Origin of the sequence: Cytobacillus purgationiresistens (assembly GCF_030813235.1) — a bacterium.
GTDB classification, from domain to species: domain Bacteria; phylum Bacillota; class Bacilli; order Bacillales; family Cytobacillaceae; genus Cytobacillus; species Cytobacillus purgationiresistens.
Window position 1 is genome coordinate 110,931 of record NZ_JAUSUB010000015.1, and the last position, 15,968, is coordinate 126,898.

13 protein-coding genes and 2 pseudogenes are annotated in these 15,968 nt (G+C 37.7%); all 15 read left to right on the top strand.

Features of this window, described 5'->3' with window-relative positions:
• The first annotated feature begins 10 nt into the window (after positions 1 to 10).
• Positions 11 to 1,402: a 23S rRNA (uracil(1939)-C(5))-methyltransferase RlmD gene (gene rlmD / locus J2S17_RS16755; RefSeq protein WP_307476811.1), complete on the top strand. Its 1,392-nt coding sequence runs from the start codon at positions 11 to 13 to the stop codon at positions 1,400 to 1,402.
• A gap of 209 nt (positions 1,403 to 1,611) precedes the next feature.
• Positions 1,612 to 2,673 carry a DNA cytosine methyltransferase gene (locus tag J2S17_RS16760; RefSeq protein WP_307476813.1) on the top strand — a complete coding sequence of 354 codons (1,062 nt, stop codon included), beginning with the start codon at positions 1,612 to 1,614 and terminating at the stop codon, positions 2,671 to 2,673.
• A 76-nt stretch (positions 2,674 to 2,749) separates the two neighbouring features.
• On the top strand, positions 2,750 to 2,935 hold the full coding sequence (locus J2S17_RS16765; protein WP_307476815.1) for a hypothetical protein: 186 nt from the start codon (positions 2,750 to 2,752) through the stop codon (positions 2,933 to 2,935).
• A 107-nt stretch (positions 2,936 to 3,042) separates the two neighbouring features.
• The gene (locus J2S17_RS16770) at positions 3,043 to 3,357 is read left to right on the top strand and encodes a YdcP family protein (RefSeq protein ID WP_307476817.1); all 315 of its coding nucleotides are present in this window, start codon (positions 3,043 to 3,045) and stop codon (positions 3,355 to 3,357) included.
• Between the two features lie 12 nt (positions 3,358 to 3,369).
• Positions 3,370 to 3,750 carry a YdcP family protein gene (locus tag J2S17_RS16775; RefSeq protein WP_307476819.1) on the top strand — a complete coding sequence of 127 codons (381 nt, stop codon included), beginning with the start codon at positions 3,370 to 3,372 and terminating at the stop codon, positions 3,748 to 3,750.
• On the top strand, positions 3,750 to 5,090 hold the full coding sequence (locus J2S17_RS16780) for an FtsK/SpoIIIE domain-containing protein (RefSeq protein WP_307476821.1): 1,341 nt from the start codon (positions 3,750 to 3,752) through the stop codon (positions 5,088 to 5,090). The genes J2S17_RS16775 and J2S17_RS16780 overlap by 1 nt, the downstream gene beginning before the upstream one ends.
• A 226-nt stretch (positions 5,091 to 5,316) precedes the next feature.
• On the top strand, positions 5,317 to 6,513 hold the full coding sequence (gene mobT, locus J2S17_RS16785; protein ID WP_307476823.1) for a MobT family relaxase: 1,197 nt from the start codon (positions 5,317 to 5,319) through the stop codon (positions 6,511 to 6,513).
• A 21-nt stretch (positions 6,514 to 6,534) separates the two neighbouring features.
• The gene (locus J2S17_RS16790; protein WP_307476825.1) at positions 6,535 to 6,756 is read left to right on the top strand and encodes a hypothetical protein; all 222 of its coding nucleotides are present in this window, start codon (positions 6,535 to 6,537) and stop codon (positions 6,754 to 6,756) included.
• Positions 6,757 to 6,923: 167 nt separating this feature from the next.
• Positions 6,924 to 7,424 (top strand): antirestriction protein ArdA, encoded by a 501-nt coding sequence (locus J2S17_RS16795; RefSeq protein WP_307476826.1) that lies wholly within the window; start codon positions 6,924 to 6,926, stop codon positions 7,422 to 7,424.
• A 71-nt stretch (positions 7,425 to 7,495) separates the two neighbouring features.
• On the top strand, positions 7,496 to 7,888 hold the full coding sequence (locus tag J2S17_RS16800) for a conjugal transfer protein (RefSeq protein ID WP_307476828.1): 393 nt from the start codon (positions 7,496 to 7,498) through the stop codon (positions 7,886 to 7,888).
• Positions 7,872 to 9,983 (top strand): annotated as a pseudogene (gene tcpF, locus J2S17_RS28915) (conjugal transfer ATPase TcpF); the annotation flags it as partial. The gene J2S17_RS16800 and the pseudogene tcpF, both read left to right, overlap by 17 nt.
• A gap of 690 nt (positions 9,984 to 10,673) precedes the next feature.
• Positions 10,674 to 12,608, top strand: a complete 1,935-nt coding sequence (ltrA, locus tag J2S17_RS16810) for a group II intron reverse transcriptase/maturase (RefSeq protein ID WP_307476829.1) — start codon at positions 10,674 to 10,676, stop codon at positions 12,606 to 12,608.
• A gap of 121 nt (positions 12,609 to 12,729) precedes the next feature.
• Positions 12,730 to 13,110: pseudogene (locus J2S17_RS16815) on the top strand (ATP-binding protein); the annotation flags it as partial.
• Complete coding sequence (locus tag J2S17_RS16820) at positions 13,061 to 15,286, top strand: CD3337/EF1877 family mobilome membrane protein (protein ID WP_370875052.1); 2,226 nt, start codon at positions 13,061 to 13,063, stop codon at positions 15,284 to 15,286. The pseudogene J2S17_RS16815 and the gene J2S17_RS16820, both read left to right, overlap by 50 nt.
• Positions 15,286 to 15,903: a lysozyme family protein gene (locus tag J2S17_RS16825; RefSeq protein WP_442342046.1), complete on the top strand. Its 618-nt coding sequence runs from the start codon at positions 15,286 to 15,288 to the stop codon at positions 15,901 to 15,903. The genes J2S17_RS16820 and J2S17_RS16825 overlap by 1 nt, the downstream gene beginning before the upstream one ends.
• Positions 15,904 to 15,968 lie beyond the last annotated feature (65 nt).

The window sequence follows — 15,968 nt, forward strand, 5'->3', positions numbered from 1 at the left end:
ATGAATCACCGTGAAACAAAAACAAGAGCAAACCGCTAACTTAAAAGTACAGCAAACCTTCCCGCTCACAATCAAACGACTCGGCATCAACGGAGAAGGTGTCGGCTATTTTAAAAGACAGGTCGTATTCGTCCCAGGCGCATTGCCTGGCGAAGAGATCGTCGCAGAAGCCACAAAGGTGAGTCCGAAATTTTCTGAAGCAAAAATCAAGAAAATCCGAAAAAAATCGGAATATCGTGTTCAAGCACCATGCCCTCTTTTTGGAGAATGCGGCGGTTGTCAGCTTCAGCATCTTCGCTATGACCAACAGCTAAAGGAAAAGCGTGATATCATTATTCAATCGTTGGAAAGACACACTAAATTACAGCCTGAAAAGCTGGATATTAGAGAAACAATTGGTATGGACGATCCTTGGCGCTACAGGAATAAAAGCCAGTTCCAAATGGGAATTAAGGACGGCAAAGTCATCGCCGGTTTGTATAGTATGAACACTCATCATTTAATCGATATCGAGGACTGTACTGTGCAACAGCCTCATACCATTAAGGCAACGACAACGGTAAAAGCGATTATGCAGGACTTGAAAATCCCGATTTATAATGAAAAAACAAGAAAAGGCATTGTCAGGACGATTGTCACAAGAGTGGGCGTCCAAACGGGCGAGCTGCAAATTGTCTTAATTACAAGCAAAAAAGATCTCCCAAAAAAAGATCTCATCGTCAAAGAAATCAAAAAGCGTCTGCCTGAAGTGAAGTCAATCATTCAGAATGTGAATGGCCAGAAAACCTCGCTCATATTTGGTGAAGATACATTCCATTTAGATGGAGAAGAATTTATCCAAGAAATGCTAGGAGATATCGAGTTCGAACTGTCAGCTCGTACATTTTTCCAGCTCAATCCGGAGCAAACCGTCAAGCTCTATAATGAGGTCAAAAAAGCAGCTCAATTAACAGGCAAGGAAAAAGTAGTTGATGCCTACTGCGGAGTCGGTACAATCGGACTTTGGATTGCCAAGGATGCTGCGGAGATCCGCGGCATGGATATCATTCCAGAATCCATCCAAGACGCGAAGAAAAATGCGGCAAAACATGGCATCAAACACGCACAATATGTAACTGGTAAAGCTGAGAAGTGGCTTCCTAAATGGACCAACGAAGGTTGGAAACCGGATGTAATCATCGTCGATCCACCAAGGACAGGCCTTGATCAGGAGCTGCTAAATACCATTTTGAAAGTTCAGCCAAAGAAAGTGGTTTATGTTTCTTGTAATCCATCGACGCTCGCAAAGGATATCTCAGTCTTGAGCAAGAAATATCAGGTTAAAGGCATTCAGCCAGTGGATATGTTTCCGCAGACGGCACATGTGGAGTGTGTAACGTTGCTACAAAGAAAAACTATATAGAAATCCTTAGTTTTAAACACTTTTACAAGCATTTCGTGTTTATAGGAGAAGGCGAGAAAACTAGAAATAAGATACTGAAAAACCACATTACCGTTTCAGTGGTAATTGATCTGGGGTGTGGGAACACAATAGAATAAAAAAAATTTAAGACGTTCAACTAAAATGAGCGTCTTTTTTTTATGCCTAAAAACAGAGAATAGGGGTGGAACATGACTGAAATAACTTTAGGAAGTTTATTCGATGGAATTGGTGTATTTCCATTGGCAGCTTCCCGTTACGGGATTACGCCAACATGGGCAAGTGAAATTGAGAAAGCACCGATTTCGATTACGAAACGACATTTTCCCGATTTACTACACATGGGAGACATCACAAAAATAAATGGTGGAAAAATACCACCTGTCCATATCATTACCTTTGGTTCACCCTGTCAAAACTTATCAAATATCGGAAAACGAGAAGGCCTTGCAGGAAGTCAATCCAGTTTATTCTATCACGCCATACGAATTATTGAAGAAATGAGGTGTGCAACGAATGGAGCATATCCAGTTATCGCTGTTTGGGAAAACGTCATGGGAGCTTTTTCATCAAATAACAGGTTGGATTTTAAAGCCGTGTTGGAGTCGTTCACAAATACCGAAATTCCAATGCCTGCTTCTGGAGTCTGGGCAAAAGCTGGAATGGTCCGAGGGAATGATGTTGATATATGCTGGCGCGTGTTGGATGCCCGATATTGGGGAAAGCCCACACTTACTCAAAGAAGAAGACGTATCTTCCTCGTGGCAGATTTTGGAGGAAAACGTGCCAGAGAAATATTATTTAAAACCCACGAACTGCAATCATTTCCTACGACTTGCGGAGAAAGCGGGTCACCCTCCACCACAGCCAGTCGAGTATCTTCTGAAAAAACAAGGAGGAAAATACCCGTCGTCCGACCCTTTCAAGAAAGACGGATGCGAAGTACCGCAAAGGATAAAAACAAATCAGGATTCACTGGAAGCTTCGGACGGACAAATGACCCTTACCCAACTTTGCTAGCTGGTTCAGTTAATATTTTTTCTTTTTGGTATGAGGGAAAAGAAAAAGAAGGTTATATCCGACAACTTACACCATTGGAATGTGAACGTTTAATGGGATTACCAGAAGGCTGGACAGCTATTGGAAATAAGGATGAAGCGATTAGTGATTATGCGAGATATAAAGCGATTGGAAATGCGATTGCTGTACCATGTGCCGAATATATTATGGCTGGTATTGCAGAAGCTTTATAGATAAATCAACTAACGTGTGACTAATTCCATCTGTCATGCTTTTTTGATTGGCCATATCAATGGGGGTGTGGTTTCTTTGGAAGGAAATGAAGCAAAGGTAATGGAGTGGATTGATGATCACTTTGTTATGAATGAAATTAAGATTGAAGACTTTCCGTTTTTTCCTCATGGGAAATTAATACGAGATGAAAATGGAGAAACAATGGTTGTATTTTGGTGTGTGATTTATGGGCGTGTGGATTATCGTTTACAAGAAACGTAAGGAGTGATTGACAAATGAAGATGTATTTTTCTCGTTCTCCTCCCTTCCGCCTTGCTTTCCATATGGATAAATAACCAAAAATTAAAACAAGAAAAGAGGTTTATATGATGGAATTAAAACATGTTGTTCCAAATATGGAAAAAACGTTTGGAAATTTAGAATACGCAGGTGAAGGCAAAGTTGAACAGCGACGGATTAATGGACGCATGACCACTCTTTCTCGAAGCTATAATTTATATTCCGATATTCAACGTGCAGATGATGTTGAGGTGATTCTCCCACAAGAAGCAGGAGAAAAATTCTTTGAACATGAAGAAAAAATAAAATTAGTCAATGCAAGAATCACCGCAGAGGGTTATAAAATTGGAGAACGTGGTTTTACAAATTATATTTTACATGCGGATGATATGGTCAAATCATAAGGAGGAAAAAACATGAGATTAGCACAAGGTATTGTCATTGATAAAGAAAAAACTTTTGGATTATTAAAATTCTCTGCATTACGACGTGAGGTTTTTCTACAAAATGAAGATGGTACGGTATCAACCGAGGTAAAAGAACGCACGTATGACTTAAAGTCTCGTGAACAAGGTCGCATGATTCAAGTGAGTATTCCTGCTTCCGTTCCCTTAAAAGAATTTGATTATAATGCAGAAGTAGAAATCATTAACCCTGTCGCCGATACGGTCGCAAATGCAACATTTCGTGGGGCAGATGTTGATTGGTACATTAAAGCAGATGATTTAGTTTTAAAGGGAAAAGCGACAATATCAACTAGTAGCGTTCCAAAGTCCACATCTAATAAAGAAAAATAATGAAGACTTTTAGAAAACGAGGGAAACGAATTCGAGCGAGTGATGTGTCCCTCGTTTTTCAATTTGTATTCTTTAGACTGGTTGGTGTATGGCTCGCTTCCTTTATCCCTTTTCATCTGTCATTCTTACTTTCTACAACGTGGCAGCTTGATCTATTTCAAGCACACTTTATCAGTAGATATGGATTGATTTCATTGGTGATTAGTTTAGTGATGGTAGCTTGTTATATTTTTGTTTATTATCGCTATCGGTATGATCGTATCAGGCAAGTTATTCACCGTCAAAAACTCGCCAAAATGATTATGGAAAATGGTTGGTATGAAACGAAACAAGTACAATCAGGTAGCTTCTTTAAGGACATACCAAATGGGAAAGCAAAAGATAAAATTAGTCACTTTCCTAAAATGTACTATCGGCTTGAAAAAGGATTGCTTCATATTCAAACAGAAATCACATTGGGTAAATATCAAGAGCAGTTACTAAACCTCGAAAATAAACTGGAAAGTGGTTTGTACTGTGAGTTGGTATCGAAAGAATTACATGATTCCTTTGTGGAATATATTTTGCTCTATGACACAATTAATAGTCGTATCTCTATTAATGAAGTCATTGCACAAAATGGCAGCTTAAAGCTGATGGATGCGATGTATTGGGAATACGATAAGTTGCCGCATATGTTAATTGCTGGTGGAACTGGTGGTGGGAAAACGTATTTTATTCTCACGCTGATAGAAGCTTTATTAAAAACAGATGCAAAATTGTATATCCTAGACCCGAAAAATGCCGATTTAGCTGATCTAGCTACGGTTATGCCTAATGTGTATTATAAAAAGGAAGATATGATGATGTGTATTGACCAATTTTATGCTGATATGATGGCTCGTAGTGAAGAAATGAAACAGATGCCTAACTATAAAATTGGGGAAAACTATGCGTATTTAGGCTTATCTCCTCACTTTTTAGTTTTTGACGAGTACGTAGCATTTATGGAAATGCTTGCTTCTAAGGAAAATACTCTAGTCTTAACCAAACTGAAACAGATTGTCATGTTAGGACGTCAAGCAGGCTTCTTTCTTATCCTCGCTTGTCAACGGCCAGACGCAAAATATCTTGGGGATGGTATTCGAGATCAGTTTAATTTTCGGGTCGCTTTAGGGCGTATGAGTGAACTCGGATATGGAATGATGTTTGGAAGCGACGTACAAAAACAGTTTTTCTTAAAACAGATCAAAGGACGAGGATATGTTGATAAAGGCGATAATGTCATTTCAGAATTTTATACACCACTTGTCCCGAAAGAACATGACTTTTTAAACGAAATTGCTAAACTAGCCCAATAAAGGCTGCACAGTGCGGCGGCGTGCGAAGCGAAAGCCGACGTGCTGGGCTAAGCCTGCGTGGCGATAGCCACGCCTTAACCCCCCATTTCTAACAGGGGGGTAGAAAAACAATAGGAAACTGTTCCAAAAGCCTATAACACCAGATGGCACAACGGTTTAGACCATATGAAGAAGATGTCAACTTTTACCCTTTAGTTGACATCTTTTTTAGTTTGGAGGAATGCATATGAATCAAGTACCTTGGTATCAACAATTAAAAGAAAAACGATTGGAATACGGTGTATCGCAAAATAAACTGGCTGTTCATATTGGAATTTCAAGACAATATATTAGTGAAATCGAAACAGGAAAAGTAATCCCTTCCGATTCTTTACAAGTAGCTTTGTTTGATATTTTAGAGCAATTTAATCCAGATGCCCCACTGGAAATCTTATTTGATTATGTACGGATTCGCTTTTTAACGACAAATCCGAAGCCTGTCATTGAAGATATTTTGAAACTGAAAATGGAGTACATGTTACATGAAGATTATGCATTTTACTCCTATATGGAACAATACGTTTTTGGCGATATTGTCGTCATGGTTTCTCCTGACGAAGACAAAGGTTGCTTACTTGAACTCAAAGGAAAAGGATGCAGACAATTTGAGAATTTCTTATTAGCACAGCAACGGACATGGTTCGATTTTTTTATGGACGTGTTTCGTATTGGTGGCGTATTCAAACGAATTGATCTTGCGATAAACGATAAGACAAGGATACTGGATATTCCGTTTCTAACGGAAAAATGCCGTCGAGAAGAATGCATCTCTGTGTTTCGTAGTTTTAAAAGCTACCGTTCTGGTGAACTTGTACAGAGTGAAGAAAAACCTGACATGGGAAATACGTTATATATCGGTTCGTTAAAAAGTGATGTGTACTTTTGTACGTATGAGAAGGATTATGAACAATACGTGAAACATGGCACATCACTTGAAGATACAGATGTGAAAAACCGTTTTGAAATCCGTTTGAAGAATGATCGTGCTTACCATGCGATTGTAGATTTAATGACATATGAAGATGCTGGACGAACTGCCTTTTCGATTATTAATCGGTATATTCGTTTCGTCGATAGAGATGAGGAAAAACGTCGTAGTAGTTGGAAAATAAATAAAGAATGGCAACGTTTTTTGGACTTGGGCGTGAATAGAAAAATCTCATTAACAACAAAACCTGAGCCATATACGTTTGAAAAGTCACTAAAGTGGCTTGCGCGACAAGTGGCCCCTACTTGGAAACTAGCGACAAAGATAGATGAACTTAATCAAACGAGTGTAATTGAGGACATGTTGGAGCAGGTAGAGTTATCTGAACGTCATCAAAAGATACTCATGCAACAAACCATTCCGATAGAGAAAGTGATTCACATAACGAATGATTAATTGATGAAGGGAGAAATTCAAATGAATTTTGGGCAAAATTTGTACAATTGGTTTCTTAGTAATGCACAATCTTTAGTATTAATGGCGATTGTCGTGATTGGCATTTATTTAGGCTTTAAACGAGAGTTTTCCAAACTAATCGGCTTTCTAATCATTTCTTTGGTTGCGGTGGGATTAGTCTTTAATGCGGCTGGAGTGAAAGATGTGTTGTTAAACCTATTTAACCGAATCATAGGGGCTTAATTGTAACGTTTGTTTGTGGAAGATAGGTGGTTTTCTTATGTTCTGCAAACAAATGTTGATCCAAACGGTAGTGCGGAAGGGATTAGCAGGCCTCATTTGTGTATCAGCAGATAAAATACTGCTGTTTTTTTAAGGCTATTTTTTTAATAAAAAGGATGTGAATTTCTATGGAAATGCAAGTGTTTATAACGAATCTCGGTAAATATAATGAAGGAGAAGTAAATGGAGCATGGTTTTCTCCACCCATTGATTTTGAGGAAGTAAAAGAGCGTATCGGTTTAAATGGAGAGTATGAGGAATATGCTATTTTTGATTATGATCTCCCTTTTGAAATTGGCGAATATACACCTATTTCCGAAGTGAACCGATTATGTGCAATGGTGGCAGAAATTGAGGGAACACCGCTTTATGATTCTCTTTCTGAAGTGCAAAATTATTGGTTTAATAGTATTGAAGAATTGCTAGAGAATCAAGATGATATTATGTATTATCCTGATTGTGAGGATATGGCAGATGTTGCAAGGTATTTCGTAGAAGAAACAGGAGCACTTGGGGAAGTTCCTGCCAATCTACAAAACTATATTGATTATGAAGCTTTTGGACGTGACCTAGAAATAAGCGGTAATTATCTAGTTACATCACATGGTGTATTTGAGTATCTTGGGTAAATAAATATGTTATAAAACTGTGAAACAGTCTGTCTATATGCAGGCTGTTTCACTTTTTGAAAGGAGAACGTATGAAAAAATTAAAAAGCTATACCCGAATTTGGTCAGTTGAAAAAGTGATTTATGCCATTAATGATTTTCGTCTACCTTTTCCCGTCACATTCAATCAAATGTCATGGTTTGTACTTTCGCTCTTAGTTGTCATGTTGTTAGGGAATTTTCCTCCACTTTCTTTGATTGATGGAGTGTTATTAAAATATGTCGGAATTCCAGTTTGTTTGACTTGGTTTATGAGTCAAAAGACATTTGATGGCAAAAAGCCGTATAGCTTTCTCAAGTCTGTATTGACCTATTGGTTTCGATCTAAGGTTACGTATGCAGGAAAACCTATCAAACTACAACGTGTGAAAGTAAATGAAAATATCACTGCTGTTAGGAGTGAAGTCCATGCGTTATCCGATTAAATATCTTGAAAATAATCTAGTTTTCAATCATGATGGTGAATGTTTTGCGTATTATGAGTTGTTGCCATATAATTATTCCTTTTTATCGGAGGATGAGAAAATACAAGTGCATGGCCACTTTCGTCAATTAATTGCACAGAATCAAGACGGCAAAATTCATGCCTTACAGATTAGTACCGCAAGCAGTATTCGTTCGGTACAGGAAAGAAGTAAAGAATTAGTGTCGGGGCGTTTACAAGACGTCGCTTATGAACGTATAGACGATCAAACAGAAGCCCTTGTTTCCATGATTGGCGAACATCAAGTGGATTACCGTTTCTTTATCGGTTTTAAGCTACTCTTGAATGAAGAAGAAGTCAATATGAAATCAATGGGGAAAAATATTAAAAACTCACTATCTTCATTTGTCCGTGATGTAAACCACCACCTGATGGGAGATTTTGTCTCGATGCCCCATGATGAAATGAGACGTTTCTCTAAAATGGAATCTTTATTACAAAACAAAATATCTAGGCGTTTTAAAGTACGCCCTCTAGATAAAAATGATTTTGGCTATCTGATTCAACATCTTCATGGACAAACAGGAATTGCTTATGACGAATATGATTATGCTCTTCCTTTAAAAAAGTTAAAAAAGGAAACATTGGTCAAGCGCTATGACATCATTAAACCAACTCGTAGTCTGATCGAGGAAAACCAACGTTATTTAAAAATCGAACAGGAAGAACAAACCACGTATGTGGCATACTTTACGATTAATTCCATTGTCGGTGATCTTGAGTTTCCATCAGATGAAATTTTTTACTATCAACAACAGCAATTCACTTTTCCGATTGATACGTCCATGAATGTAGAAATAGTCACCAATAAAAAAGCCTTGTCTACGGTGCGGAATAAGAAAAAGGAGTTAAAGGATTTAGATAACCATGCCTGGGAATCCGATAACGAAACAGGAAGCAATGTCATCGACGCATTAGAACAAGTGAATGAATTAGAAGATGTGCTCGACCAAACGAAAGAATCGATGTATAAATTAAGCTATGTTATTCGAGTTTCTGCTTCTAATTCGGACGAACTTAAACAGCGTTGTAATGAGGTAAAAGATTTTTATGATGATTTAAACGTAAAACTTGTTCGTCCATTTGGAGATATGATCGGTTTACACAGTGAATTTATTCCAGCCAGCAAACGCTATATGAATGATTACATTCAGTACGTTACATCCGACTTTTTAGCTGGGCTTGGATTTGGGGCTACACAAATGCTTGGTGAAACAGAAGGGATTTATTTTGGCTATAACTTGGATACGGGAAGAAATGTCTATCTCAACCCTAGCTTAGCTAGTCAAGGGGTTAAAGGTTCGGTCACAAATGCCTTAGCTTCTGCTTTCTTAGGTTCACTTGGTGGTGGGAAATCTTTTTCCAACAATCTACTAGTCTATTATGCGGTTCTTTTTGGAGGACAAGCACTCATTGTTGATCCAAAGGCAGAACGGGGAAACTGGAAAGAAACGTTGCCTGAAATTGCTCATGAGATCAATATTGTAAATTTAACAAGTGATGATTCCAACAAAGGATTACTTGATCCTTTTGTCATTATGAAAAAGAAAAAGGATTCGGAAAGTCTTGCGATTGATATTCTTACCTTTCTCACAGGTATATCGAGTCGAGATGGAGAAAAATTTCCTGTATTACGACGCGCAATTCGTGCGGTCAGTCAACAAGAGGAACGTGGGTTACTTCTTGTTATCCAGGAACTTAGAAGTGATCCGAATCCATTAGCTGGACCGATTGCAAATCATATTGAAAGTTTTACAGATTATGATTTTGCTCACCTTCTGTTTTCAGATGGAACGGTGAAAAACTCGATTAGTTTAGAAAAACAGTTAAACATTATTCAAGTGGCAGATTTAGTGTTACCAGATGCAGAAACGAGTTTTGAAGAATATACAACGATGGAACTGCTTAGTGTTGCGTTGTTAATTGTTATCTCTACGTTCGCATTAGATTTTATTCATTCTGACCGCAGTATATTTAAAATTGTTGATTTGGATGAAGCTTGGAGCTGTGCGAAACGTTCGCAATTGAAAAGATTGCGCACATTCTCGAAGATAGCTGCTTAAAAGCAGTTAATTAAAAAGAAGAATGGAGAACTCTTAACTTGAGAAGTGGAATGAAGGAGTAACGCCCTGAAACGCTTCCTCTAATCCTCCGACATGCAGTTATCTTGTGCAAAGAACTCTGTATGAAGCTCGGTGAAGTCGGCAGAAAATTACCGAATTAAATGTTTCATCATTTAACGAAAGTGTCCTAGAGGTAGGATATGTAGTTGATATGCCGGGAGTCATTAAAAACAGAATATGGTGAGAATGTTCCCGAAGGAACTGACGAACTGGCGAATGTACGCTCTGAAGGCTAACATGCAGAAATGTATGTATGACAGGCTTGAGGATAAGTAAGAATATGCACCTATGAAAGTCCTTGATGTGTTATAGGCACATGATAAGTCTGTGGGGTAAAGTCAGCACCTAACCTCTGTATTGATAAAGTTAAGGGAACGTTGAAAGCTAAAGACGTGAAGGTAAGCATAACCAGTGAAGCGTTGAAAAGGAAAGCATAACTTTTCTTAATCTTTAGTGAGAGTAGTGGCATGACCGTAGATGATTCTGTAATGGAATCGGAGGAACAGCCACAAGTCATTTATTTATTGAATAAAACTTAATCACTACTCATGGATTCTAGTAGGACTAAAAAGGTCACGAATCTGACGAGAGGAGTGATAGACCATGAAACAAACCGTTAGAGAAGAAATTGTTCTAAAAGATAACAAATTGCGCTATGCAGAATACTATGGAATGACCGAAATTTTCGATGAATTGTATGAGAAAAGCACCCAAGGTGCTTCATTTAAAAGTCTAATGAATATTATCATATCAGATGAAAATATTCAATTAGCTTATCGTACAATCAAGAGAAATGGTGGGAGTAAAACAGAAGGTGTGGACGGAGTTTCTATCAAAGATATTGAAAAACTCCCTTATACTACTTTTCTGGAAATAGTAAAGAAAAGATTTCAACATTACACACCAAGAAAAGTGCGTAGAGTTGAAATTCCTAAAGCAAACGGAAAAAAGAGACCTTTAGGTATCCCCTCTATGTGGGATAGAATTACGCAACAATGTATTCTACAAGTGCTTGAACCAATTTGCGAAGGTAAATTCTACAAACACAGTTATGGCTTTAGACCTCAACGGTCTACAGAAAACGCAATAGCTATGTGTATGTACCGAATGAATCAAAGTCGATTAAACTATGTAGTTGATGTAGATATTAAAGGATTCTTTGATAATGTTCATCACGGAAAACTTATGCGCCAAATTTGGACTATGGGGATTCGTGATAAACAACTATTGGTTATTTTAAGAAAGATGTTAAAAGCACCTATTATTCTTCCAAATGGTGAGACTGAAATTCCAACAAAAGGAACTCCTCAAGGCGGCATTTTAAGTCCCTTACTTGCAAATATTAATTTGAATGAGCTTGATTGGTGGATTGCCAATCAATGGGAGGAACGTACTTGTCGGGAATTAAAGCCTCACTACAATAAAAAAGGCTACTTGGATAAAGGGCATAGTTTTGGAAAGTTACGAAAGACTACGTCTTTAAAAGAAATGTATATTGTGAGGTATTGCGATGACTTCAAAATATTTTGTCGTACAAAATCAGATGCCCACAAAATATACCATGCAGTCAAACTATGGTTGAAAGATAGGTTAAAGCTTCCTATTTCAGAGGAAAAATCTCAGATAACCAATTTAGACAAAGATTCTAGTGAATTTCTAGGATTCACATTGCGGTTAGTTTCAAAAAGTGGCAAGAAAGTTTGTCATTCACATGTTGCGCCAAAAGCTCTTAAACGCATTAAACATGATCTTAAGAGACAAGTAAAGCAAATAAAGAAAATGGACAAGCGCAGATATGTTGTACGGGAAATAAGAAAATATAATTCCAAGATTATTGGAATACATCAATACTATTCTCTAGCCACACATGTAAACCTAGATTTTGAACCACTTAATTATCAACTATTAACTACTATGTATAATTTACTTCGGAAACATGGATTGACTAAAAAAGGTGAATACAAAGGTCACGACAAAGGAATCAAGAAGTATTTGAAATCAAAACAAATGCGCTATTTACTTGATTACCCTATCTTACCTTTAGGTTATGTTCAGATGACAAAACCAATGTTAAAGAAACATGCATATAACAAATATACACCTGAAGGTAGACTGGCGATTCATCGAAAACAACAATCCGTTCCAGAATGGAAAGTACAATGGTTACGACAACATCCAGTTATAAATGAAAGAGCAAGTATTGAATACAATGATAATCGAATTTCTTTATTTGTCGCACAAAAAGGCAGATGTGTCATAACAGGGGAAGAACTTTTCTTAAATGACTTCCATTGTCATCATAAAGAACCTTGGATACTGACACAGAACGATTCCTATCGGAATCTTGTCCTTGTTCAAAAAGAAGTGCATACACTTATTCATGCGACAAAACCTGAAACCATTCAACGATTATTAAAACAACTTTCTTTATCAAGTGAAAAACTGGAGAAATTAAATAAACCTCGTAAATTAGTTAAAAACGATGAAATACCAATATCAACAACAGAACCACCAATAGAACAAATAGTATTCTTCTAACGAATGATAGATTAAGAAAAATGAATTCAATAAATAAATGATGGAGCGCCGTATGAGGTGAAAGTCTCACGTACGGTGTGGAGCGGGGGAAAATCTAGAGATAACTTCAAAGGATTACCTATCGCTATTCCTGCAAGTAGCACAAGGAAAAACACTTTCAAATAAATTGATTCGTGCAGGTCGTGCCATGAATGCTGGCGTTTACTTTGTTACACAGAATGCAGATGATTTAACCGATGAAAAACTCAAAAATAATATCGGTGTAAAATTTGCCTTTCGCTCCAGAGATATGACAGAAATAAAGAAAACCCTTCAATTTTTTGGTGTGGATTCAGAAGATGAATCGAATCAAAGGCGACTACGGGAATTGGAAAATGGACAATGTTTAATTCAAGACTTATATGGGCGTGTGGGTATTATTCAAGTCCATCCTGTCTTTGAAGATTTATTTCATGCTTTTGACACGCGTCCACCGATACAGGAGAAGAAAGGTGGCGCTTAATTTGAATAAACAAAAATGGAAAAAGATTGCCTTGACGGCGGTACTCACTGGTGCTGCCGTTTTTCTATGTCTTCTTTTACTTGGAACATTTACTCAAGCTGCTGGATTAGTCGATGATACGGTGTCAGAAGATAATCTCTATTCCTTGTACCCACTTGATCATTATCAATTAGATTTCTACGTGGATTCGGGTTGGGATTGGTTGCCCTGGAATTGGGATGATGGAATCGGGAAACAGGTCATGTATGGGCTCTATACGATTACAAATTTCATCTGGATTATTAGCCTGTATTTATCTAATGCGACAGGCTATTTAATTCAACAAGCTTATTCACTCGATTTCATTTCACAAACGGCAGACGCTATCGGGAAAAATATGCAAACATTAGCTGGGATTACTGCAAGCGGTTTTAGTAGTTCGGGCTTTTATGTGGGTTTCTTGCTTCTTTTCGTTTTAGTTATTGGAATTTACGTGGCTTATACAGGTTTAATGAAACGAGAAACGACGAAAGCGATTCGAGCGATTCTAAACTTTTTAGTCGTGTTTATTTTGTCAGCTTCTTTTATTGCCTATGCCCCAACGTATATTGCAAAAATCAATGATTTTTCTGCTGATATTAGCCAAGCAAGTTTAGATTTAGGAACCAGAATTTTGATGCCAAATTCTAATAGTCAAGGAAAAGATAGTGTCGATCTGATACGGAATAACCTCTTTTCTATTCAAGTGGAACAACCGTGGATGTTGTTGCAGTTTGATGATTCGGACAAAGAAAAGATTGGCGAAGAACGTGTTGAAAGCTTGGTTTCTATCAATCCTGATACGAATAACGGACAAGATCGGGAAGATGCTGTAAAGGCAGAAATTGAAGATCACGACAATAAAAATTTAACCATTACGAAGACCACCACACGTTTAGGAATGGTCTTCTTTTTATTTCTATTTAATATTGGGATTTCCATTTTCGTGTTTCTTTTATCGGGAATTATGATCTTCTCGCAAATTTTGTTTATTATCTATGCCATGTTTCTACCTATCGGTTTTTTACTCTCGATGATACCTACCTTTGAAAACATGGGAAAGCAAGCAATTATGAAATTGTTTAATGTGATTATGCTTCGAGCAGGCATCACGTTGATTATTACGGTTGCCTTTAGCATTTCATCCATGCTTTACAGTTTAACAACGAGTTATCCATTTTTCTTAATTGCCTTTTTGCAGATAGTGACATTTGCAGGCATTTACATGAAACTCGGTGACATTATGAGCATGTTTAGACTGCAAAGTAATGATACCCAACAGGTTGGACGTCAGGTCATGCGTCGTCCTTACCGAATGTTCAACCGTGGCAGTCGTCGATTACAACGAACAATCGGACGCACCCTTGCAGGGGCAACAGCTGGAGCAACGGCCGGAGCAATGGTAGGGAAATCAAAACAAACAAAAGGTTCGTCTTCAACTCTCCGACCATTACAGCGACTAACATCGAGTGCAAATAACAATAAAGAACGCCCAACTGACAATACAAAACCGTCAACTTTGAGCCAGAAAGTAGGTCAAGTCACTGGAAAAGTGTTTGGTGCGAAAAATCAGTTCCGTGCGAATATAGATCACCGCAAAGAACAACTGCATGATTTACCTACTACTGCTCAATATGTGGTGATGCAAGGAAAAGAACAGCTTACAAAACCAGCCCGAGATTTTAAAGAAGGCATGAAGCAAGCAAAGGAAAAGAGACAAAAAACAGATGCAGACCGTAAAACAAAACATCGTCAAACCATTGCAGATAGGCGTCAAGCATTGGATAAAAAGCGTACTCCTTTTCAGGATATTTCCAGTCATGAACAACCCGTCACTCATGATGTCAATAAATCTTTACATCAGGATAAATTAGAGAAACCAGCTATTCAACAAAAACAAAAGACAAGACCTGTCACAAAACACGAGCATATGAAGCAATTCAAATTACAACGACAGTTATCGAATCCAGACAGAAAAGAACATTTTACTGATCATCCCAAACAATCTGTTAAAAAGGAAAAACGACCTCTGCCTGAAGAACGTTCTCAATTGAAAAATAGTCGGAAAATCATCAAGCGCCCTTCTAAATCGTTTAAACGTACAGAACAGAAACAAATCACTAAGCGTTCAATCCATGTAGTTAGGAGGAAACGCTAATGAAAGTCATGAGATTAAAGATCATGCTAATTGTTGGAGGAATAGGTTTTCTTTCCTTTTTAGGGCTGTTAGCATTTGTAGCTATTTTTATATCAAATGAAGAACATCCATCAGATAACAGGGATTTTATTCATGATATAGGCGATGTATCGGTCTCCGAAGATGTGTTAAAACATCAGCCAATGGTAGAAAAATATGCACAAGAATACGGGATTAGTGAGTATGTTTCTACACTACTTGCCATTATCCAAGTAGAGAGTGGTGGAAAGGTTCCAGATGTGATGCAATCAAGTGAATCATTGGGACTTCCACCCAATTCTTTAGATACTGAATCTTCAATTAAGCAAGGAACAAAATACTTTTCAGATTTATTACGTTCCGTAGAAAAAAATGGGGGCGATATTAATGTAGTCATTCAAGCTTATAACTATGGCGGTGCATTTATTGATTATGTCGCAAGGAGAGGTTCCCAGTATAACTTTGAACTTGCAGAGAACTTTGCGAAGGAACGTTCAGGCGGCAGCAAAGTCACTTACTCGAACCCAATAGCGGTAAAGAAAAACGGTGGTTGGCGGTATCGTTATGGCAATATGTTTTATGGTGCGACACGTTTCTAACTGAAAAGGTTAGGCACTTAAATCTGAAAACGAAAGTATCGTTTTCTATTAAGGAGAACTGATAA

Excerpts from the sequence above, each read along its gene's own strand:
- J2S17_RS16790 (WP_307476825.1), top strand. The coding sequence starts at position 6,535 with ATGAATTTTGGGCAAAATTTGTACAATTGGTTTCTTAGTAATGCACAA.
- J2S17_RS16770 (WP_307476817.1), top strand. The coding sequence starts at position 3,043 with ATGGAATTAAAACATGTTGTTCCAAATATGGAAAAAACGTTTGGAAAT.
- J2S17_RS16800 (WP_307476828.1), top strand. The coding sequence starts at position 7,496 with ATGAAAAAATTAAAAAGCTATACCCGAATTTGGTCAGTTGAAAAAGTG.
- J2S17_RS16820 (WP_370875052.1), top strand. The coding sequence starts at position 13,061 with ATGCTTTTGACACGCGTCCACCGATACAGGAGAAGAAAGGTGGCGCTT.
- mobT (WP_307476823.1), top strand. The coding sequence starts at position 5,317 with ATGAATCAAGTACCTTGGTATCAACAATTAAAAGAAAAACGATTGGAA.
- J2S17_RS16795 (WP_307476826.1), top strand. The coding sequence starts at position 6,924 with ATGGAAATGCAAGTGTTTATAACGAATCTCGGTAAATATAATGAAGGA.
- ltrA (WP_307476829.1), top strand. The coding sequence starts at position 10,674 with ATGAAACAAACCGTTAGAGAAGAAATTGTTCTAAAAGATAACAAATTG.
- J2S17_RS16775 (WP_307476819.1), top strand. The coding sequence starts at position 3,370 with ATGAGATTAGCACAAGGTATTGTCATTGATAAAGAAAAAACTTTTGGA.
- J2S17_RS16825 (WP_442342046.1), top strand. The coding sequence starts at position 15,286 with ATGAAAGTCATGAGATTAAAGATCATGCTAATTGTTGGAGGAATAGGT.
- J2S17_RS16760 (WP_307476813.1), top strand. The coding sequence starts at position 1,612 with ATGACTGAAATAACTTTAGGAAGTTTATTCGATGGAATTGGTGTATTT.
- J2S17_RS16780 (WP_307476821.1), top strand. The coding sequence starts at position 3,750 with ATGAAGACTTTTAGAAAACGAGGGAAACGAATTCGAGCGAGTGATGTG.